The organism is Pseudomonas sp. Seg1 (assembly GCF_018326005.1).
Classification (GTDB): Bacteria; Pseudomonadota; Gammaproteobacteria; order Pseudomonadales; family Pseudomonadaceae; genus Aquipseudomonas.
Genome location: NZ_AP021903.1, coordinates 3,482,377 through 3,503,547 on the forward strand (window position 1 = coordinate 3,482,377; position 21,171 = coordinate 3,503,547).

At 59.8% G+C, this 21,171-nt stretch carries 13 protein-coding genes and 2 pseudogenes; 6 read left to right on the forward strand and 9 right to left on the reverse strand.

Annotated elements, in window-relative coordinates; genetic code table 11:
* Positions 1-61: 61 nt before the first annotated feature.
* The gene (locus tag KI231_RS15370) at positions 62-574 is read right to left on the reverse strand and encodes an MgtC/SapB family protein (protein WP_103302146.1); all 513 of its coding nucleotides are present in this window, start codon (positions 572-574) and stop codon (positions 62-64) included.
* 124 nt (positions 575-698) lie between these two features.
* Between KI231_RS15370 and KI231_RS15375 the strand changes: the two genes are divergently transcribed.
* The 3 genes from KI231_RS15375 (at position 699) to mapR (ending at position 4,221) form a co-directional block, all read left to right on the forward strand.
* Complete coding sequence (locus KI231_RS15375) at positions 699-947, forward strand: DUF3203 family protein (protein ID WP_103302147.1); 249 nt, start codon at positions 699-701, stop codon at positions 945-947.
* Between the two features lie 195 nt (positions 948-1,142).
* Positions 1,143-2,573, forward strand: coding sequence for a cytochrome c oxidase accessory protein CcoG (gene ccoG, locus KI231_RS15380; protein WP_212808957.1), 1,431 nt, complete (start codon positions 1,143-1,145; stop codon positions 2,571-2,573).
* Positions 2,574-2,811: 238 nt separating this feature from the next.
* Complete coding sequence (gene mapR, locus KI231_RS15385; protein WP_008087199.1) at positions 2,812-4,221, forward strand: GntR family transcriptional regulator MpaR; 1,410 nt, start codon at positions 2,812-2,814, stop codon at positions 4,219-4,221.
* A 221-nt stretch (positions 4,222-4,442) separates the two neighbouring features.
* Here the strand turns inward: mapR and KI231_RS15390 are convergent, their stop codons facing one another.
* From KI231_RS15390 to tpx, 7 genes and pseudogenes are all read right to left on the reverse strand, one after another.
* A complete protein-coding gene (locus KI231_RS15390; protein WP_103302149.1) occupies positions 4,443-5,189 on the reverse strand; it encodes an SDR family oxidoreductase in 747 nt (248 codons plus the stop codon).
* A gap of 284 nt (positions 5,190-5,473) precedes the next feature.
* Positions 5,474-7,554 (reverse strand): annotated as a pseudogene (locus KI231_RS15395) (putative bifunctional diguanylate cyclase/phosphodiesterase).
* Between the two features lie 218 nt (positions 7,555-7,772).
* The gene (locus KI231_RS15400) at positions 7,773-9,245 is read right to left on the reverse strand and encodes an efflux transporter outer membrane subunit (protein ID WP_212808958.1); all 1,473 of its coding nucleotides are present in this window, start codon (positions 9,243-9,245) and stop codon (positions 7,773-7,775) included.
* The gene (locus KI231_RS15405) at positions 9,242-12,349 is read right to left on the reverse strand and encodes an efflux RND transporter permease subunit (RefSeq protein WP_212808959.1); all 3,108 of its coding nucleotides are present in this window, start codon (positions 12,347-12,349) and stop codon (positions 9,242-9,244) included. The genes KI231_RS15400 and KI231_RS15405 overlap by 4 nt, the downstream gene beginning before the upstream one ends.
* A 136-nt stretch (positions 12,350-12,485) precedes the next feature.
* Positions 12,486-15,587, reverse strand: a complete 3,102-nt coding sequence (locus KI231_RS15410; RefSeq protein WP_212808960.1) for an MdtB/MuxB family multidrug efflux RND transporter permease subunit — start codon at positions 15,585-15,587, stop codon at positions 12,486-12,488.
* Positions 15,584-16,891, reverse strand: a complete 1,308-nt coding sequence (locus tag KI231_RS15415) for an MdtA/MuxA family multidrug efflux RND transporter periplasmic adaptor subunit (RefSeq protein ID WP_212808961.1) — start codon at positions 16,889-16,891, stop codon at positions 15,584-15,586. Before KI231_RS15415 ends, KI231_RS15410 begins: the two co-directional genes overlap by 4 nt.
* A gap of 188 nt (positions 16,892-17,079) precedes the next feature.
* Complete coding sequence (tpx, locus tag KI231_RS15420; RefSeq protein WP_103302155.1) at positions 17,080-17,580, reverse strand: thiol peroxidase; 501 nt, start codon at positions 17,578-17,580, stop codon at positions 17,080-17,082.
* A 363-nt stretch (positions 17,581-17,943) separates the two neighbouring features.
* Between tpx and KI231_RS15425 the strand changes: the two genes are divergently transcribed.
* On the forward strand, positions 17,944-18,369 hold the full coding sequence (locus KI231_RS15425; RefSeq protein WP_212808962.1) for a YciI family protein: 426 nt from the start codon (positions 17,944-17,946) through the stop codon (positions 18,367-18,369).
* A 155-nt stretch (positions 18,370-18,524) separates the two neighbouring features.
* Here KI231_RS15425 and KI231_RS30190 read toward each other — a convergent pair.
* Positions 18,525-18,590 (reverse strand): annotated as a pseudogene (locus tag KI231_RS30190) (hypothetical protein); the annotation flags it as partial.
* Between the two features lie 320 nt (positions 18,591-18,910).
* On the opposite strand from KI231_RS30190, the gene KI231_RS15435 reads away from it, so the two are divergent.
* Positions 18,911-19,702, forward strand: a complete 792-nt coding sequence (locus KI231_RS15435) for a hypothetical protein (RefSeq protein WP_213028799.1) — start codon at positions 18,911-18,913, stop codon at positions 19,700-19,702.
* Between the two features lie 10 nt (positions 19,703-19,712).
* Positions 19,713-21,164, forward strand: coding sequence for a DUF1254 domain-containing protein (locus tag KI231_RS15440; protein ID WP_212808963.1), 1,452 nt, complete (start codon positions 19,713-19,715; stop codon positions 21,162-21,164).
* The last annotated feature ends 7 nt before the right edge of the window (positions 21,165-21,171 follow it).

The following is a 21,171-nucleotide window of genomic DNA, read 5'->3' on the forward strand; positions in this document are numbered from 1 at the left end:
CCGGGACGCGGAGCGTCCATTGAGGCATTCCCACGCAGCGCGTGGGAATGATCAACATCAGTCAGTGGTCATCCGTCTTCTGCTCTTCTTTTTCGAAGAGTTTTACGATGCGCGGCATCACGCTGAAAATCCCCAGCGCCAGCAAGGTACTGAGCAACGCCGTCGCTTCCTTGCCCAACCCGGTCGCCACACCAATCGCCGCAGTCATCCACAGCCCGGCAGCCGTGGTCAGGCCCTTGACGTGGCCCTCATCACCTTCGGGTTTTTTCAGAATGGTCCCGGCGCCGAGGAAACCAATCCCGGCGATCACGCCTTGCAGCACTCGACTCATCGCATCGGACTCGGCGCCTGAGGTTTGCGGCACCAGCACAAACAGCGCCGCGCCGAGCGCCACCAGCATATGTGTACGCACTCCGGCAGCCTTGCCCTTGTGCTCGCGCTCGAAGCCGAGAATGCCACCCAGAATGGCCGCCATCAGCAGGCGCACGGTAATGCGCGTCAGTTGCGAAGCATCGCCAACGTCGGCGAACTCCGCTTGCAGGGTTCCCCACACTTCATGCCACCACGCGTTCATCGTGCAGTCCTTGTTATTGGTTCGATAGACGATGGACAACGGCGACCATTAATCGGTTGCGCAGAACGAACGGCAAAGCGTGTGCCCTAACGCTTTAGACATCCCCATAAAAAGGACAGCCACCATGACCCTGCGAGTCGATGAGTCCAATCCCGAGAAAAAAGTCTGTTTTTTCACCGTTGAGAATGGCGAGGAAATTCGTATTTGCGATGAGTTGGAAGTCAGAACCGATAGCGACAAAGCCATGTCGTTTGTGGAAATCGAATCCCGGCGCGTCTACATCACCGAAGCAGAAGCCGATGCTCTGACCGTTGCCGGCGCCAAGGATGGTCGCAAACACCTGAAGGCCGACGAGAGTGATTCGGTGATTTGACTGACCTGGGTCAACACCCCGCGCAAACGTCTGGGTCAGGCGTTTGCACCTTTGCCTGCGGGCTGCTTCAAGTTGTCGCAGGACTAGTGTTGAACGCCATCTGATCCGCTTTTTATTGAAATAGCTGAGTCTGTTATGCAAACAGATCGGCGCTCATAGTGCATCGGCCTGATGGAGGCTGATGAGCGAACGACCATGAGCGAACAAATCCCCGTCCGAACCGTAGAAGCATCTCCAACTATTAAAAGTGTGCCCGCACGCCCAATGAAGGCGACGGCCAAATCCAGCGACAACCAGATCCACACCCGCAGCTTCACCGGCCTGTTCCGCACCTTGCGCATGAGCGGTGCGGGTTTTCTGTTTGTGCTGTTTTTCGGCACGGTGTGGCTGAACTGGGGCGGTCGTCAGGCTGTGTTGTGGGATTTGTCGGAAAGCAAATTCCACATCTTCGGCGCGACCTTCTGGCCGCAGGATTTCATCCTGCTCTCGGCGCTGCTGATCATTGCCGCGTTCGGCCTGTTCGCCATCACCGTGTTCGCCGGACGCGTCTGGTGTGGCTACACCTGCCCGCAGAGTTCGTGGACGTGGATCTTCATGTGGTGCGAGAAGATCACCGAGGGCGAACGCAACCAGCGGATCAAACTGCAAGCGGCGCCGTGGGGCCTGAACAAACTGGCCCGGCGTGCGGCCAAGCACACGCTGTGGCTGGCGATCAGCGTAATGACCGGCCTGACCTTCGTCGGTTACTTCACGCCAATCCGCCCGCTGGCCGAAGAACTGCTGACCCTGCAGATCGGCGGCGTCAGTCTGTTCTGGGTGTTGTTCTTCACCGCTGCCACCTACATCAACGCCGGTTGGCTGCGCGAAGCGGTGTGCATGCACATGTGCCCGTATGCGCGATTCCAGAGCGTGATGTTCGACAAGGACACCCTGGCGATTTCCTACGACGTGGCCCGTGGTGAAAACCGTGGCCCGCGCAAACGCGATGTGAAACCGGTCGAGGCCGGGCTCGGCGATTGCATCGATTGCCAGTTGTGTGTGCAGGTGTGCCCGACCGGCATCGACATCCGCGATGGCTTGCAGATGGAATGCATCGGTTGCGCGGCGTGCATCGACGCCTGTGATTCGATCATGGACAAAATGAACTACCCACGCGGTTTGATCCGCTACAGTTCCGAGCGCGAATTGCAGGGTGGCAAGACGCATCTGTTGCGGCCACGACTGATCGGTTATGTCGCGGTGCTGCTGGTGATGATCGGCGCACTGGCCCTGGCACTGGTCGAGCGACCAATGGTCTCGCTGGACGTGACCAAGGATCGCGGGCTGTTCCGTGAAAACGGTCAGGGCCAGATCGAAAACATCTACACCCTCAAAGTCATCAACAAGACCCAGCAGCGCCAGGACTACAGCCTGAGCCTGGTCGACGGCGACGGCTTCCAGCTGCAAGGCAAGACCGAGCTGAGCCTGGCGCCGGGCGAGATTGTCGATGTGCCGGTGTCGGTGGCGATGACCACGGAACGCCCGAGCAGCAGCTCGCAGACCTTGAGTTTCAAGATCGCCGACAGTGATGAGCCTGAGATTTACAGCGTGGCGAAAAGCAGGTTTGTGGCGCCGATGAATCGCTGAGCCGCTAGAATCCTCCCCCTCACCCCAGCCCTCTCCCCGAGGGAGAGGGGGCCGTTCGAGGTGTCTGGCGCGGTACATAGACCTGACAGACCGAGTCGATTATGGATTCAGCAAAGCAATTTCAGGTCGGTGTGTTTCGCGAGCATCTCCCAATCAGTCCCCTCTCCCTCTGGGAGAGGGTTAGGGTGAGGGGCAGTTCCCTGACACCCCGCACAACCAACAAACACCAAGGGCCCCGATGAAACGCTACGAAAAATTCGCCGACGACATCGCTGAACTGATCCGCTCCGGAGTCCTCGGCCCCGGTCAGCGCGTGCCGTCGGTGCGCTACGCCAGCCAGACCTACGGCGTCAGCCCGTCCACGGTGTTCCAGGCCTATTACCTGCTCGAACGCCGTGGCCTGATCCGCGCCCGGCCGCGCTCCGGTTATTTCGTCAACACCCACGCTCCGAGTCCGTTCTCGGAGCCGGTGATCAGCAGCCACGTCAACGACTCCACCGAAGTCGACGTCAGCGAACTGGTGTTCTCGGTGCTGGAGTCGATCAAGGACCCGAGCACCGTGCCGTTCGGCTCGGCGTTCCCCAGCCCGACGCTGTTTCCGCTGCAACGCCTGTCGCGTTCGCTGGCCAGCGCCGCCAGGGAAATGGACCCGCGCATGGTCGTCACCGACATGTCGCCGGGCAATCCGCAACTGCGTCGACAAATCGCCCTGCGCTACATGGTTGGCGGGCTGATGCTGCCGATGGAAGAACTGCTGATCACCAACGGCGCCCTCGAAGCACTCAACCTGTGCCTGCAAGCCGTCACCGAACCGGGCGATCTGGTGGCTATCGAAGCCCCGGCGTTCTACGCCAGCCTGCAAGTGCTGGAGCGCCTCAAGCTAAAAGCCGTGGAAATCCCCGTGCACCCGCGCGACGGCATCGACCTCGGCGTACTCGCGCAGACGCTGGAACGCCACCCGATCAAGGCTTGCTGGTGCATGACCAGTTTCCAGAACCCGATGGGCGCGACCATGCCGGAGGCCAAGAAGCAGGAACTGGTCGAACTGTTGCGTCGCCATCAGGTGCCGTTGATCGAAGACGACGTCTACGCCGAACTCTATTACGGCCAACAGGCCCCGAAACCGGCCAAGGCGTTCGACACCGAAGGACTGGTGATGCATTGCGGCTCGTTCGCCAAGAGCCTGGCCCCCGGCTACCGCATCGGCTGGGTCGCTGCCGGGCGTTACGCGCAGAAGATCGAACGGTTGAAACTGATGACGTCGTTGTGCGCGTCGATGCCGGCGCAAGCGGCAATTGCCGATTACCTGCAACACGGCGGTTACGATCGGCATCTGCGCAAACTGCGTTATGCGCTGGAAGAGCAGCAAAGCGCGATGCTGGCGGCGATTGCCCGATATTTCCCGGCGCAGACGCGGGTCAGTCAACCGGCGGGCGGCTATTTTCTTTGGCTGGAACTACCGCCACAGATGGATTCGTTGAAGTTGTTTCAGATGGCGCTGGCGCAAGGCATCAGCATCGCGCCGGGGCCGATCTTTTCGCCGACGCAGCGGTTTCGCAATTGCATTCGACTGAACTATGGCAGCCCGTGGACCGAGGATTCGGAGAAAGCCATGGAGACGCTGGGGCGGATTGTGCGGTCGTTCTGACAGGCTGAGGCTGTTTGCACTGGCCCTATCGCTGGCAAGCCAGCTCCCACAGGTTTGAGTGTCGTACACAATATTTGCGACTGGCATCGATTGTTCTGGGAGCTGGCAAGCCAGCTCCCAAAGGTTTCGAAGTCGATCACAAAATTTGTGTTCAATACAAAACACTGTGGGAGCTGGCTTGCCAGCGATGGGGCCCTAACAAGCAATAAAAATCCTGAAGATCAACGCCCACCACCCAGATCAACAAACGTCCCCGTCGCATAAGAAGCCTTGTCCGACAGCAACCAGACAATCGCCTCTGCCACCTCATCCGGTCGCCCGCCCCGGGCCATCGGGATTGCCGATTCCAGCTTGCTGACCCGATCCGGATCACCGCTCAACGCATGGAAATCGGTGTAGATGTAACCCGGGCGCACCGCGTTGACCCGAATCCCCTCGCCCGCCACTTCTTTGGACAGACCGATGGTAAAGGTGTCGAGCGCACCTTTGGACGCCGCGTAATCGACGTATTCATTGGGTGACCCCAGACGCGCAGCCACTGAAGAGACGTTGACGATACTGCCACCCTGCCCGCCATGCTTGGGCGACATGCGCAGGATCGCGTGCTTGGCGCAGAGGATCGGCGCCAGGACATTGGTTTTCATGATTTTCAGAATACGGAATTCGGACATTTCATCGACTCGCGATTTGTGCCCGACAGTGCCGGCGTTGTTCACCAGTGCGGTGACCCGGCCCAGCTCGGTGTCGACCCGATGGAACATCGCGACCACTTCGTCTTCGATACTGACGTCGGCACGCACCGCGATAGCCTGTGCGCCCAGCGCCCGGACTTGCTCCAGCACGCTATGCGCGGCCTGTTCGTCTGACTGGTAATTGATGCAGATCCGATAGCCCTGCTCGGCCGCCAACAACGCCGTCGCGGCGCCAATCCCGCGCCCGCCGCCGGTGATCACAATGACTTTATCCATGCTGGCCTTTCCCCCCAATGCACACGTAACAGTCGGGGGGAAGAATAACCGCCATTGGCGGGTTTTGCATGAGGTGTGTGCGAAGCGAAACCTGAGCTGAACACTTGTGGTGAGGGAATTCATCCCCGATGGGTTGCGCAGCAGCCCCCAACCCTGCGAAGCAAACATTGCTGACAAACCGTGCCGGATGTTTTGGGGGTGCTCTGCAACTCATCGGGGCGGTGCGACGTTTCGCTAAATCCCCTCACCACAGAGTTTTCCTCATCGGATATGAATTGTGGCGATCAAGCAGTCGTGTGCTTCTCGCCCCGAGCAATACCCTGCATGAACTGATCTGCCGGCATCGGATGCCCGAGCAGATAACCCTGCAACGAGTCACAGCCCAATTGCGTCAGAAAATCCTGCTGCGAGCCCGTCTCTACCCCTTCCGCGACAATCCGTAACCCCAACGCCTGGCCCAGCGCGACAATCGCCGAAACAATGGCGGCATCGTCGCTGTCGTGCTCCAGATCGCGGACAAAACCGCGGTCGATCTTCAGCTCATTGGCTGGCAGGCGCTTGAGGTACATCAGGCTCGAATAGCCGGTGCCAAAGTCATCGATGGACAGGTCGACGCCCATGTCCGACAACTCCTGCAACACCGTCATGCTCGCATCGGCGTCGCTCATGGCCGTGGTTTCGGTGATTTCCAGGGTCAGGCTGTTGGCCGGCAAATGGTGCGTCGCCAGCGCCTTGGCAACACTTTGCACCAGCCCGGCATGGCAGAACTGCAAGGCCGAGAGGTTCACCGCGATGCGCCAGTCGGTGTAGCCCAGCACGTACCACTCGCGCATCTGACGGCAGGCTTCATTGAGCACCCATTCGCCGATCGGGATGATCAGGCCGGATTTCTCCGCCAGATCAATGAATTTGTCCGGCATCAACATGCCGTGGCTCGGGTGCTGCCAGCGCAGCAACGCTTCGGCGCCGACCGGATGCCCGTTGGCGGCGTTGAACTTGGGCTGGTAATGCAGGCTGAACTGGCTGTGTTCCAGCGCGGCGCGCAAGTCCTGCAACAATTGCAGTTGTTTGCGCGCGTTGTTGTTCATCGAGGCGTCGAAGAAGCTGTAACCATTCTTGCCGCCACCCTTGGCGTGATACATCGCGGCGTCGGCGTTCATCAACAGTTCCTGGGCGGTTTGGCCATTGCCCGGATACAGGGCGATGCCAACGCTGGCGGAGATCTGCAAATCATGTTCAGCCACGCGGAACGACTGGGCGATCAGGCCGACCTGACGCGCGGCCAGCCCCAATGCATCGTTGGGTTCGCTCAGGCGCACCAGCAAAACGAACTCATCACCACCGATTCGCGCCAGCGTGTCCAGGCTGCGCAAGTCTTCGCGCAGACGCACACCGACTTCGCGCAACAGTTGATCGCCCATGTGATGGCCGAAGGCATCGTTGACCGGTTTGAAACCGTCCAGATCGATGAACATCAGCGCAAAGCAACCGCCCTGCTCGTTGACCTTTTTCATCGCCTGATTGATCCGGTCATCCAGCAGCATGCGATTGGGCAGACCGGTCAAGGTGTCGTGCAGCGCCAGTTGCGTCAGTTCGCGATTGGCCACCGTCAGCGAGTGCGCCAGATCGGCCGTGCGCGCTTCGAGGCGTGCGTCGAGAATCGAAGTCAGCAAGGCAATCGACAACACCGCCAACGTGGTGATCAGCACCAGGCTGTCGAGGCCATTGCCCTTCAAACCGTTGAGCGTCGCACCGCAGAAACTGCCGTCGGGAAACTGCGCGGCCGCCATGCCGGTGTAGTGCATGCCCACAATCGCGATGCCCATGATCACAGCAGCACCAGCGCGAATCAGCCGAACATAGGGTGAATGCTGGCGCAGACGAAAAGCGATCCACAACGCGGCGGCGGAAGCGCCGACGGCGATCAGCAATGATGCGCCAAACAGCGTCGGGTCGTAGTCGATCCCGGGGTCATGCGCATGGCCGCCATGCCGGTGTAATGCATGGCACTGATGCCGGTGCCCATGATCAATGCACCAAACGCCAATTGCAGGACCGGCAGTTTCGGCTGGCTGACCAGCCACAAGGCGAACCCGCAGGACAGCATCGCGATCAGCAGCGACAGTGCTGTGATCGTGACGTCATAACCGAGGCTGATTGGCAGTTTGAAGGCAAGCATGCCGATGAAGTGCATCGACCAGACGCCGACACCCATAGCGAACGCGCCACCGGCCGTCCAGAAATGCACTGCCCGCCCTTTTGCCGTAGCGATGCGCCCGGTGAGGTCGAGCGCGGTGTACGAAGCGAGGATTGCTACGCACAGCGAAATGAAAACCAGCGTGGAGGAATAAGTACCGATGAGCATGCGAATTCTCGTGGCCACCCAACCCCGATAGCGTCCATTCTCGGTCGGGCAAATGCGGCGATTGTACTGATTGCGCAGAAGAACGCACTGACAAAGTGAGCAATTTGCCATCAACCCGATGAAACGCTTGTTCCATTGCCCTAAAAGGCTCTAGCCCGGTGTTCACGGCTTTACCCGATCGTTCCCACGCTCTGCGTGGGAACGATCAAAGCCAGCCTTCAGCGGGTGTTATCGCTCACATCAAGCTGGCCATCCCAACCACCGCCCAGCGCGGCTATCAATTGCACGCTGGCAATCAATCGGCTCTGCAGAATGTTCAGCACAGTACGCTCGTTGCTCAGCGCCGTGGCTTGCACCACCACCACATCGATATAGGCAATCAGCCCGGCCTTGTACTGGTTTTCCGTCAGACGCAAAGAATCACGCGCGGCATCGAGGGCTTCCTGGCGCACCGCCGCTTCGTCTTCATAAACCTTCAACTGCACCAGATAGTTTTCCACTTCGCGGAAACCATCGAGCACGGTCTGCCGGTATTTGGCCACTGTCTGGTCATACACCGCCTCAGTGCGGTCGACTTCCGCCGAACGTATGCCACCGTCGAACAGCGGCAGGTCGAGTTTCGGCCCGACCGACCAGAACCGGTTCGGCAGACTGATCAGGTCTTTTGAGGTGCTGCTGCTATAACCGCCACTCAGGCTCAGGGACAGGTCCGGGTAGTACGCTGCTTTCGCCACGCCGATATTGGCGTTGGCAGCAATCACCGAGCGCTCGGCCGAGGCGATGTCCGGGCGCCGCTCGAGCAACTGCGACGGCAGACTCAACGGCACCTGCGGCAAGTTCGGAATGCTCTGCGTTTCCGCAATGTTGAAATCCGCCGGGGCCTGCCCGGTCAGCACGGCGATGGCATTCTCGAATTGCGCCCGCTGCCAGATCAGATCGACCAGATCGGCCTGGGTGCTCTTCAACTGTGTTTGCGCCTGAGCCACCGCGTCCCGCCCGGAAACGCCCGCACGGTACTGGTTCTGGGTCATTCTCAACGATTTTTCGTGAGCTGCCACCGTCGATTCAAGCAGGCGTTTCTGCTGGTCGATCACCCGCAGTTGCAGGTAGTTCTGCACCAGTTCCGACTGTTGGCTCAGACGCATTGCCGCCAGATCGGCAAAGCTGGCCTGCGCACTGGCCTTGTCGGCTTCAAGCCCGCGACGCAGCTTGCCCCAGATATCGGCTTCCCAACTGACACCCAACTGCGCGTTGTAGGTGTCGCGGATACCGCTGGAAGAACTGCTCAGACTCGAACTGCTACTGCCAGTACCCTGGCTTGAGCGGGTTTTGCCCAGGCTCAGATCGACATTCGGATAAAACGCCCCACGTGCGCTGCGTACCAGAGCCTGGGCCTGACGGTATTGCGCTTCCGATTGAGCGACCGTCTGGTTGGAACTGTTGAGCTTTTCGACCAGGCCGTTGAGCTGCTGATCGCCATACAGTTCCCACCAGGCGCCACGGGCCAGCGAATCGCTCGGGTTGGCCTGACGCCAGCCTTCGGCTTCCTTGTATTGAGCGATTTCGGCAGTCTGCGGGCGCTGGTAATCCGGGCCGACAGCGCACGCACTGAGCATCGCCACGCACAGCGACAGGCTCAACAGACGCGAGCCGCGAACAGTGGCCAGATGGATAAGCGAACGGTCAGTCATAGCGGAGTTTCCAGAGCGGCATCAGTACGCACGCCACGCCATTTGTTGAAGCGATGGCGCAGCTTGTCGAGATAGAGGTAAACCACCGGGGTGGTGTAAAGCGTCAGCACCTGGCTGAAAATAAGCCCGCCGATGATGGTCAAGCCCAATGGCTGGCGCATTTCCGCACCTTCGGCACGGCTGAGCAGCAGCGGCAAGGCACCCAGAATCGCCGCCAGCGTCGTCATCAGAATCGGCCGCAGACGTTGCAGACAAGCGCTGCGAATCGATTCCAGCGGCGTCATGCCCTGATGACGCTCCAGTTGCAGCGCGAGATCGATCATCAGGATCGCGTTTTTCTTTACCACGCCGATCAGCAGGAACAACCCGAGCAGCGAGATCAGGCTGAACTCGCCGCCCAGCGCATAGATCGACAGCAATGCGCCGACCCCGGCCGAAGGCAGCGTCGACAGAATCGTCAGTGGGTGAATGTAGCTTTCATACAGCACGCCCAGCACCAGATACACCGCCAACAGCGCGCCAAGGATCATGAACGGCTGGCTCTTCTGGGTCGCGGCAAAGGCGTCGGCGGTACCGGCCATTTTCGCGATCACATCTTCCGGCAAACCGAGTTTGGCAATCGCCCGCTCGATGGCAGCGCTGCCCTGCTCCACCGTCACGCCTTCGGCCATGTCGAAGGAAATGTCCTCGGAGGCAAACTGGCCTTCGTGGCTGACCCGGTCGTCTTCCAGGCTGCTCTCGTAGTGAGCGATGGTCGACAGCGGAATCCGCGCACCGTCAGCCGTGATCACCTGCACCTGTTTGAGCGTCACCGGGTCCTGGGCGTATTTCGGATTGACCTCCATCACCACTTGATACTGGTTGAGGCTGTCGTAGATCGTCGAAATCTGCCGCTGGCTGTAAGCGTTGTTCAGCACTGCCGTGACCATGTTCATGTCGACGCCCAGGCGTTTGGCCTGATCGCGGTCGACAATCAACGTCACCTGCTGCGCGCCCGCGCCTTCACGGGCATCAATCGCAGTCAGTTCCGGCAACGCTCGCAATGCCGCGACGACCTTTGGATACCACTTGCGCAACTCGCCCAGATCACCGCTCTGCAGGATATAGCTGTACTGCGAAGTGGTCTGTTCGCGGCCACCGCCGAATTGCAGGTCCTGATCCGCCATGAGCATCAATTGCGCACCGGCCACCTTGGGCATTTCCTTGCGCAGGCGCTCGATGACTTTCTGCGCCGACAACTGGCGCTCCTTGATCGGCTTCAAGCGGACCAGCATGAACGCGTTGTTGGTGCCGTTGGTGCCGCCGATGAACCCGGCGACACTCTCTACCGCGTCATCCTTGAGCACCGCACGGCGGAAGGTTTCCATCTTTGGCTGCATCACACTGAACGACAGACCGTCGTCACCGCGAACAAAACCGATCAACTGCCCGGTGTCCTGCTGCGGCATGAAGGTTTTCGGCACCACCACGTAGAGCGCCACGTTGACGCCAACAGTGATGATCAGGCTGAGCAGCGTCAGGCGCCGATGGCGCAGCACCCAATCAAGGCTGGTGGCGTATTTGCCGACCATCCAGTCGTTGGTCTTGCGGCTCCAGCGCTGCAAGCGGTTTTCCTGCCCCGGCGTGTGCGGCTTGAGCCAGCGGGCGCAGAGCATCGGCGTGAGTGTCAGGGACACCACCAGCGAGACCACAATGGCCGCTGCCAGGGTGATGGAAAACTCGCGAAACAGGCTTTCGACAATCCCGCCCATGAACAGGATCGACAGGAACACCGCCACCAGCGAGACGTTCATCGACAGGAGCGTGAAGCCGACTTCCTTGGCCCCGAGGTACGCGGCCTGCATCGGTTTGACGCCCTCGTCGATGTGCCGGGAAATGTTCTCCAGCACCACAATGGCGTCGTCCACCACCAGGCCAGTGGCAAGAATCAGCGCCATCAGCGACAGGTTGTTCAGCGAAAAACCGTACAGGTACATCACCGCGAAGGTACCGACCAGCGACACCGGCACCGCCAACGTCGGAATCAACGAGGCGCGGAAGTTACCGAGGAACAGGAACACCACCAGAATCACCAGTGCCACGGCAATCAGCAAAGTCATCTCGGCTTCGTGCAATGTCGCCTTGATCACCGGCGAGCGGTCCATCGCCAGATTCAGCTTCACGCTGGCCGGCAGCACCGCTTGCAGGGCAGGGAGTTGCGCCTTGATCTCGTTGACCGTCTCGATGATGTTGGCCCCGGCCTGGCGGTTGATCACCAGCAACACCGCCGCGTCGTCGTTGAAGAAACCGCTGTTGTAGCGGTCTTCGACGCCGTCGCTGACCTTGGCCACGTCCTTGAGGCGCAACGCAGCACCGTCGGCGTAATGGATGATCAGCGATTCGTAATCCTTGGCTTTCTCCAGTTGGTCGTTGGCCTGAATCTGCCACAACCGTTGACCGTCCTCGACCGAACCTTTGGGCCTACGCACGTTGGCGTCGGCGATGGTCTTGCGCACATCGTCGAGCGCTACGCCGTATTGGTTGAGTGCCTGCGGTTCGAGTTCGATGCGCACGGCGGGCAAGGAGCTGCCGCCGATCTGCACTTCGCCGACGCCCTGAACCTGCGACAGGCTCTGCGAAAGAATGGTCGAGGCCAAATCGTAGAGCTGGCCTTTTTCCAGCACGTCCGAGGTCAGCGACAGCACCATGATCGGCGCCTGCGACGGATTGACCTTCTTGTAGGTCGGCATGCTGCGCATCCCGCTCGGCAGCAGATTACGCGAAGCGTTGATCGCCGCTTGCACTTCCCGCGCCGCGCCGTTGATGTCGCGGTCGAGGTCAAACTGCAGAATCACCCGCGTCGAGCCCTGACTGGATCGACTGCTCATGGTATTGACGCCGGCAATCGCGCCGAACGAGCGTTCCAGCGGCGTGGCCACGGTGGACGCCATGACCTCCGGACTGGCGCCGGGCAGGCTCGCCTGGACGACAATCACCGGGAAATCCATCTGCGGCAACGGCGAAACCGGCAACAAGCCGAAACTCACACCGCCGAGCAACATGATCGCCAGGCTCAGGAGCATTGTCGCGACCGGGCGCTTGATGAAAGGACCGGACAGATTCATTGACCGCGATCCCCAACTTCACACCGCTCCATTGTAGGAGCGAGCCTGCTCGCGATAGCGGTGTGTCTGCCGACACTGATGTCGGATTCGGCGGCCTCATCGCGAGCAGGCTCACTCCTACAGGTTTTGTACTGGGTCATACCGCCACCTCTTCGGTGTCGGCATCGGTTTTGCCAAAACGACGGCCGAGACGGTCGAAGTACAGGTAGATCACCGGTGTGGTGAACAAGGTCAGCACCTGGCTCACCAGCAATCCACCGACCATTACCAGACCCAACGGTTGGCGCAATTCAGCCCCGGAGCCGGTGGCCAGCATCAACGGCACGGCGCCAAACAACGCCGCCAGCGTGGTCATCAGAATCGGCCGGAAACGCAACAGCGCCGCCTGATAGATCGCCTCCTCGGGCGCCATGCCCTGGTTGCGTTCGGCATCGAGGGCGAAGTCGATCATCATGATCGCGTTCTTTTTGACGATGCCAATCAGCAGAATGATGCCGATGATCGCGATCATGCCCAGGTCGTTGCCGCTGAGCAGCAACGCCAGCAAGGCGCCGACCGCCGCCGACGGCAGGGTCGAGAGAATGGTGATCGGGTGGATGTAGCTCTCGTAGAGCACACCGAGCACGATGTACATGGTCACCACTGCCGCCAGAATCAGCAGCAAGGTGCTCGACAGCGACGCTTGGAAGGCTTCGGCCGCGCCCTGGAACTGGGTCTGTACGCCAATCGGCATGCCAATGTCTTTCTGCACCTGTTCGATAACGTCCACTGCATGCCCCAGCGCCACACCCGGTGCGAGGTTGAACGACATCATCACCGCCGGGAACTGGCCGATGTGAGTGATCGCCAGTTGCGCCTGACGCTCTTCGACGTGGGCCAGACTCGACAGGCGTACTTGCGCACCGTCGGTGGTTTTGACGTGAATCTGATCCAGAGCCTGCGGGCCGATCTTCTCTCCGGCCTGCGCTTGCAGGACCACGCGGTACTGACTGGCCTGCGTATAAATAGTCGAAATCTGCCGCTGACCGAAGGCGTCGTACAGCGCATCGGTAATGTTCGCCACCGAAACGCCGAGGCGCGAAGCGGCATCGCGGTCGATCACCAGATAGACCTGCAACCCTTTGTCCTGCAAATCGCTGGCAACGTCGGTCAGTTCCGGACGCTGCGCCAATGCCTCGACCAGTCGCCCACTCCATTGGCTGAGCAACTCAGAGTCAGGCGAAGACATGCTGAACTGGTACTGCGTGCGACTGACGCGATCTTCGATGGTCAGGTCCTGCACCGGCTGCATGAACAGACGGATACCGACCAGTCTGTCCAGTTGCGGTTGCAGGCGTGCAATCACTTCGGTAGCGGTCAGATCACGCTCGCCGTGCGGCTTGAGGTTGATCAGCAAGCGACCACTGTTGAGCGTGGCGTTGTCGCCATCGACGCCGATGTAGGACGACAGGCTTTGCACCGCCGGGTCTTGAAGAATGACCTTGGCCAGTTCCTGCTGACGCGCGCCCATCGCGGCGAAGGAAATTGACTGCGGGGCTTCGGAAATACCCTGAATCACCCCGGTGTCCTGCACCGGGAAGAAACCTTTGGGTACGACCATATAAAGGAACACGGTCAGCGCCAGTGTGCCGATGGCCACCAGCAACGTCAGCGGTTGATGCTTGAGCACCCACTGCAACTTGCGCCCGTAAGCGGCGATCATCCAGTCGATGCAGGCGCCACTGGCCCGGTAGAATCGGCCCTGCTCATGCTCTTGCGGCTCGCGCTTGAGCAGACGCGCGCACATCATCGGCGTCAAAGTCAGCGAGACCACGAGGGAAATCAGGATTGCCACCGCCAGAGTGATGGCGAATTCGCGGAACAGCCGTCCGACCACGTCGGCCATGAACAGCAACGGAATCAACACCGCAATCAACGACAGCGTCAGGGAAATCAGGGTGAAGCCGATCTGCTTGGCGCCCTTGAGCGCAGCTTGCATCGGACTGTCGCCCTCTTCGATGAAGCGCGCGATGTTTTCCAGCATCACGATCGCATCGTCGACCACAAAACCGGTGGCGATGGTCAGGGCCATCAGGGTCAGGTTGTTGACCGAGAACCCGGCCAGGTACATCACGCCGAAGGTGCCGATCAGCGACAGCGGCACGGCCACAGACGGAATGATCGTCGCGCTGAAACGGCGCAGAAACAGGAACGTCACCATCACCACCAAGGCGATAGCGATCAGCAGTTCGTGCTGCACGTCAGTGACGGAGGCGCGGATGGTCTGAGTGCGGTCGGTCAGCACCGTGACTTCGAGACCGGCCGGCAGGTTGTCGGTGATGCTCGGCAGCAAGGCCTTGATCCGGTCGACCACTTCAATCACGTTGGCGCCCGGCTGGCGCTGGATGTTCAGCAATACGGCCTGATTCAGGTTGGCCCACGCGGCAAGACGCTCGTTCTCGGCACCGTCGACGATTTCAGCGACGTCCTTGAGCCGCAGCGGCGCGCCATTCTTGTAGGCGAGGATCAGGTTGGCGTAATCCTTGGGCGACGTCAGTTGATCGTTGGCATCAAGCATCGACACCCGGGTCGGGCCGTCGAAGTTACCTTTCGGCTGGTTGACGTTGGAGGCGCTGATCAGTGTGCGCACGTCCGACAGGTTCAGGCTATTGGCGGCCAGCGCCTCCGGGTTGACCTTGATCCGCACCGCCTGACGCTGACCGCCGGCAATGCTGACCATGCCGACGCCGCTGATCTGGGCGATTTTCTGCGCCATGCGCGTATCGACCAGGTCATTGAGTTTGGGCAGAAGCATGGTTTTCGAGGTGATGGCCAGGGTCAGCACCGGGGTGTCCGCCGGGTTGACCTTGTTGTACACCGGCGGCGCCGGCAAGTCGGTCGGCAGCAGGTTGGTCGCGGCGTTGATCGCGGCTTGCACCTGTTGTTCGGCGACGTCCATGTTGATGTCGAGGCTGAAACGCAGGGTCAGCACCGAGGCGCCGCCGGAACTGGTCGAGGCCATTTGCGTCAGGCCCGGCATCTGCCCGAACTGACGTTCAAGCGGCGCGGTGACAGCACTGGTCATCACGTCCGGGCTGGCGCCGGGGTACAGGGTCATGACGCGAATGGTCGGGTAATCGACCTGAGGCAGCGCCGACACGGGCAACAAGCGATACGCGATCAGGCCGGCCAGCACGATGGCCAGCATGCTCAGCGTTGTGGCTACCGGACGGAGGATGAACAGCCGCGAAATGTTCATGCGCCCTTCTTGGCCTTGTCAGTGACGGCGGCGTCAGTCGGGGTCGCGGCAGACTTGCCTTGCAAGTGTTCAGTCGGCGTGGTCGGCACTTGGTTGCTGTCGTTGACCACCTCCACTTCGCTGCCCTCCTTCAGGCGGTCGGTACCTTCCAGCACCACGCGATCACCCGCTGCCAGGCCTTCGGTGATGACCGTGTTTTCACCGTCACTGGCGCCGATTTTCAACTGGCGGATGGTGACTTTCCTGTCACCGTCCAGCGCATAGACGAAGGTGCCGTTGGTGCCGAACTGGATGGCGGCGGACGGTGCCAGAACCACGCCTTTGAGCGTATCGGCGAGCAGGTGCACGTTGACGAACTGATTGGGGAACAGCGACTGATCGCGGTTCTCGTAACGGGCCTTGAATTTCAGCGTGCCGGTGGCGACGTCGATCTGGTTGTCGAGGCTTTGCAGCACGCCGGTGGCTTGCAATTTGGTGTCGCCGCGATCCCAGGCTTCGGCCGGCAGTTTGGCGCCGCTGCGATAGCGCGAGAGCACGGTGTCCAGGCTGTTTTCCGGGAGTGTGAAGGCAACACTGATTGGCTGGGTCTGGGTGATCACCGCGAGGAACGTGGTGTCGTTCGCCGTAACGAGGTTGCCGACGTCGACCTGACGCAGGCCGACGCGACCGGCAATTGGCGCGCGGATTTTGGTGAATTCGAGATTAAGCTTTGCGTCGTTGACGGCTGCCTGATTGGTCTTGACCGTGCCCAGATACTGACCGACCAGCGCTTCGGCGGTGTCGAGGGTCTGTTTGGCGATGCTGTCTTCTTTGAACAGGCCGCGATAGCGCTCGACATCGACCTGTGCGTTTTTCAGCTGCGCCTGATTCTGCAGCAAGGTGCCTTCGGCCTGGAGCAAGGCGTTCTGGTAAGAACGCGGATCGATCTCAGCCAGCAGGTCGCCGGCCTTGACCATCTGGCCTTCTTCGAAGTTGATCTTCACCAGCTCACCGCCGACCCGGCTGCGCACGTTAATGGTGTTCAACGCAGTCACTGTGCCCAGCGCCTTGTAATACAGCGGGAAGTCACCCGTGACCGCCGGCGCGACGCGCACCGGAATCGGTCCGGAGCCACCGCCGAAGCCTGGGCGCATCATCCCCGAACGCCCGGTGTGCCCGGCCGCAGCCTTGTCTGCGCCCTCCTTGTGGGCTGAACCGGCTGGCCAGAATTTCCAGCACAGGACGGCGATAACCAACAAGACCAGCAGGCTGATCAGCCAGCGACGGGAGTGACGGGGGGACGATTGCATGGAGTGATTAACCATTGGGCGCGTGGGCTTCTTTTACAGGAGGCTGAACGATAAGCACTGGTGGGGGTAAAGCAAAGCAGCTTTACCGGCAATTTACCTTCAACTTACGTTTCAAGGTGTGAGGCAAAACACTGATACACAAATGAAAACGGCCTGGACAGGGCCAGGCCGTTAACAATTGTAAACCGCTTGTTTCAGAACACTTATTTCAGAACGGCCAAAGCCGCTTCGTAATTAGGCTCTTCCGCGATTTCCTTGACCAGTTCGCTGTGCAGGACGTTGTCGTTTTCGTCCAGAACCACGACGGCGCGAGCGGTCAGGCCTTTCAGCGGGCCGTCAGCGATGGCCACACCGTAGTTCTCGATGAACTCGGCACCGCGCAGGGTCGACAGGTTCTGCACGTTTTCCAGACCTTCGGCACCGCAGAAACGGGCCTGAGCGAACGGCAGGTCAGCCGAGATGCACAGCACCACGGTGTTGGCCACTTCGTTGGCCTGAGCGTTGAACTTGCGTACGGAAGTAGCGCAGGTCGGGGTGTCAACGCTTGGGAAGATGTTCAGCACTTTGCGCTTGCCGGCGAAGTCTTTCAGGGTGACGTCGGACAGATTGCCGGCAACCAGAGAAAAGGCTGGCGCCTTGGAACCGGCTTGTGGCAACTGGCCGTTGACTTGAACCGGATTGCCTTTAAGGGTGACTTGAGCCATGACTTGAGTCCTTCTGATGTTTTGATTGGAAAGCATGCAAGAGGCCGAAGTTAACCACGAAATTGTCCGACGACCTATGCCCTGTCTGGAAATTGTTGGGTGCGTGCGCGAAAAATTGTATACAACCGCGCAACCGATCCTCTGTAGGAGTGAGCCTGCTCGCGATGGCGGTGAATCAGGCAGCTATTTATTAACTGACACGACGCCATCGCGAGCAGGCTCACTCCTACAGGAGATCTGGTCAGCAGTGCTTTTGCTGCTTGTTAAAACGCCGGACTGCATCTTTATTCAGTGGACCTGTCGATTCATGCCCTGCCCGTTCGACCAAGCAGTGAATCCCCCACAATCCACGGAGTAACCGCCATGCGATTCATGATCCTTGTAAAAGCCAACGCCGCCTCTGAAGCTGGCATCATGCCCAGCGAAGAACTGATCACCGCGATGGGCAACTTCAATGAAGAGCTGGTCAAGGCCGGCATTCTGGTCGATTGCGATGGCCTGCACCCCAGCAGCAAAGGTGCCCGCGTGCACTTCTCCGGCGACAAACGTACGGTCATCGACGGGCCGTTCATCGAGACCAAAGAATTGGTGGCGGGCTACTGGATCTGGGAAGTGAAATCAAAAGAGGAAGCCATCGAATGGGTCAAGCGCTGCCCCAACCCGATGCCCGGCGAGTCCGATATTGAAATCCGCCAGATCTTCTCCGCCGAAGACTTCGGTGCCGAATTCACCCCCGAAGCGCGCGAGCAAGAAGAGCGCATCCGCGAACAAGCCAAGAAAAACGGCTAAACCGAATCGCCCGTGTATGAGCTGTCGCAGGCTGCGATCTTTTGATTCTGCTTTGATAGATCAAGGTCAAAAGATCGCAGCCTGCGGTAGTTCCTAAAGAAAGCGGAGTACTTAAATCGGTTGAATATTTGATGCCTGGTTTCCTTTGGGTCCCACTACGACTTCGTACGAAAGCTCTGATTCTCTGTAAAGGTTTTATGACCTGTGCTTTGAATCGCAGAGAAATGCGCAAAAAGATCTTCACCGCCCCCATCCGGCGCGACACCTGCTCATCAAACGCCCTTCCCCATATCCCGACAACTGTCAAACCTTACAGGGTGTGAATATCCACAGCCCTCTGCAGATCACTAACTATTCAGTACACAAATCCTCTGTGATCTTGCGCACAAAACCAAAGAATTAATCCATTCGACTGGCTATCTTCGGTTTAGCTGCTAGCGTCATTCAGACGTGTCCTACAGGCTTGATAAGAAAGGGATTACGCCATTAACGGCCGCCAAGTGCCGAGTTATCCAGTCAGCCACCAGGGAATCGGGGAATGATGTTGAATAAATGGGGATGCTACGCCTTGCTGTTGGCGAGTTCGCTGACGCCCATGGGTTGTGTCTGGGCGAATAACGCCGAGGAAGCCAACAAGAGCAACAACCCGCTGAACCTGGCCCCCGGCGCCAATCTTCAGGACTACTACACCCCCAAGCTGTACGACACCAACGTCCATACCAATGACGCCCTTTTGCGCGGCACCTTGCCAATCGCCCCGAACGATTTCATCGGGGTGCCGCAATTGCTCCGGGCCACCATGCCGATCAGCACCCGCCCCGACCCGCACGGTGGTTACAGCACCGGCATCGGCGACCTCAATCTGTTCGACATCTTCCTGCTCAAGACTGACGGTGTGCAATTGGGCATCGGCCCGCAGATCACCGCGCCGACCGCTGCCGAAGATGAGCTGGGCACCGGTAAGTGGCAGGCCGGCCTTGCCGCGATAGCCATTGATTCTTCGCCACGCGGGCTGCTTGGCGCACTGGTGCAGTACCAGAGTTCGTTCGCCGGCGATCACGATCGCCCCCACGTCGAAACGGCAACGATGCAGCCGTTCATCATCCATAACCTGGAAAAAGGCTGGTATCTGCGCTCCACCGGCACCTGGACGTTCGATCTGAAGAACGACACCCACTACATCCCGATCGGCCTCGGCGCGGGCAAGGTGTGGAAGTCCGGCAGCAACATTCTCAACGCCTTTGTCGAGCCGCAATGGACGGTAGAACGCAAAGGCGATGGGCTGCCGCAATTCACTCTGTTCGCTGGCATCAATGTCACCTTCGGCAAATAAGGACTTCGCCATGCACAGTGCACTTCGCGCCGCCGGCTTCAGCCTGATGACCATGTTTGTCAGTTGCGGTGTCGGCGCTCAGGATCTCGATACGCCGATCGGCAAGATCGCCATGCAGGGCGAACTGCCGGCCCATGAATCAATTGCCAAACTCTATGCCGAACTGGATTTCCAGCAGGCCACCCAGAGTTATCTGTGGGCGTTGCCGCTGGTCTCCTACGCGCAGTGGCAGGAAGAGTTTCGCGACAAGCTCGGCGCCCACAGCGGCGACCTGATGGTCCTTAACAGCTACGAAGACAAACTCGGCGTGATCACCGCCAACGCCACCACGCCGTACATTCTCGGCTTCGTCGACCTAAGCGAAACCGGGCCGCTGGTGATCGAACTGCCGCCGGGGCCGACCGCTGGCGGCATCGGTGATTTCTGGCAACGGGCGATCATCGACATGGGCCAGACCGGGCCGGACAAAGGTCAGGGTGGCAAATACCTGGTGCTGCCACCGGGCGCAGAGCCGCCAGCGGATGCCGATCAGTACTACTTGGCGAAATCGGAAACCATGAACGTGCTGGTGGGTTTCCGCGTGCTCGATCCGGACCCCGCCAAGGGCAAGGCTCTGGTCGAGCAGTTCAAGATGTACCCGTACGCCAAACGCAGTGAGCCGAGCAAAACCCGTTTGCTCTCCCCCGGCGGCAAAGCCTGGTCGGGCACGCAGCCGCGTGGTATCGCTTACTGGCAAAGCCTGCATCAGATCATCCAGAAAGAACCGGTCAACGAACGCGACCGTTTCTACATGGCCATGCTCGCCAGCCTCGGCATCGAGAAAGACAAACCTTTCAACCCCAACACTCATCAGCGTCAAGCGCTGGAGCAAGGCGCGCAGGTCGGTGAACTGATCGCCAAGGCCAACACCTTCGCCAAGCGTTTCCCTGATGCCCAATATTGGCCGGACCGGCATTGGGACACCGTGCTGAACATCGCCGAGCCGTCGCAACGCGTGGCCTATTACGACCAGTTGTGGGAACGCAGCGCATGGTTCTACGAAGCGGTCACCAACACCAAAGGCATGGTTTCCAAGACGCCGGGGCTGGGCCAGACCTACCTCGGCGCCTACACCGATGCCAAGGGCGAATGGCTGGACGGCGGCAAGAACTATCGCCTGCACGTCGGCACCCCGCCACCCGCCAAGCAGTTCTGGTCGATGACCGTTTACGACATCGACAGCCGCTGCCTGATCGACAATCCGCAGCGCAAGGCCGATTTGTCGTCGCGTCAGGACCTGAAGAAAAACCCCGACGGTTCGGTCGACCTGTACTTCGGCCCGACCGCGCCAAAGGGTTTCGAGAACAACTGGGTACAAACCCTGCCCGGCAAACACTGGTTCAGCTATTTCCGCCTGTATGCGCCGACCGAAGCCTATTTCGACAAGAGCTGGAAACTCGACGACATCACTGTCGTGCAGTGATTAAGGA

What these genes read in the sequence shown, in the direction of transcription:
- KI231_RS15370 (WP_103302146.1), bottom strand. Translation starts at nt 574, where the DNA reads ATGAACGCGTGGTGGCATGAAGTGTGGGGAACCCTGCAAGCGGAGTTC.
- KI231_RS15375 (WP_103302147.1), top strand. Translation starts at nt 699, where the DNA reads ATGACCCTGCGAGTCGATGAGTCCAATCCCGAGAAAAAAGTCTGTTTT.
- ccoG (WP_212808957.1), top strand. Translation starts at nt 1,143, where the DNA reads ATGAGCGAACAAATCCCCGTCCGAACCGTAGAAGCATCTCCAACTATT.
- mapR (WP_008087199.1), top strand. Translation starts at nt 2,812, where the DNA reads ATGAAACGCTACGAAAAATTCGCCGACGACATCGCTGAACTGATCCGC.
- KI231_RS15390 (WP_103302149.1), bottom strand. Translation starts at nt 5,189, where the DNA reads ATGGATAAAGTCATTGTGATCACCGGCGGCGGGCGCGGGATTGGCGCC.
- KI231_RS15400 (WP_212808958.1), bottom strand. Translation starts at nt 9,245, where the DNA reads ATGACTGACCGTTCGCTTATCCATCTGGCCACTGTTCGCGGCTCGCGT.
- KI231_RS15405 (WP_212808959.1), bottom strand. Translation starts at nt 12,349, where the DNA reads ATGAATCTGTCCGGTCCTTTCATCAAGCGCCCGGTCGCGACAATGCTC.
- KI231_RS15410 (WP_212808960.1), bottom strand. Translation starts at nt 15,587, where the DNA reads ATGAACATTTCGCGGCTGTTCATCCTCCGTCCGGTAGCCACAACGCTG.
- KI231_RS15415 (WP_212808961.1), bottom strand. Translation starts at nt 16,891, where the DNA reads ATGGTTAATCACTCCATGCAATCGTCCCCCCGTCACTCCCGTCGCTGG.
- tpx (WP_103302155.1), bottom strand. Translation starts at nt 17,580, where the DNA reads ATGGCTCAAGTCACCCTTAAAGGCAATCCGGTTCAAGTCAACGGCCAG.
- KI231_RS15425 (WP_212808962.1), top strand. Translation starts at nt 17,944, where the DNA reads ATGCGATTCATGATCCTTGTAAAAGCCAACGCCGCCTCTGAAGCTGGC.
- KI231_RS15435 (WP_213028799.1), top strand. Translation starts at nt 18,911, where the DNA reads ATGTTGAATAAATGGGGATGCTACGCCTTGCTGTTGGCGAGTTCGCTG.
- KI231_RS15440 (WP_212808963.1), top strand. Translation starts at nt 19,713, where the DNA reads ATGCACAGTGCACTTCGCGCCGCCGGCTTCAGCCTGATGACCATGTTT.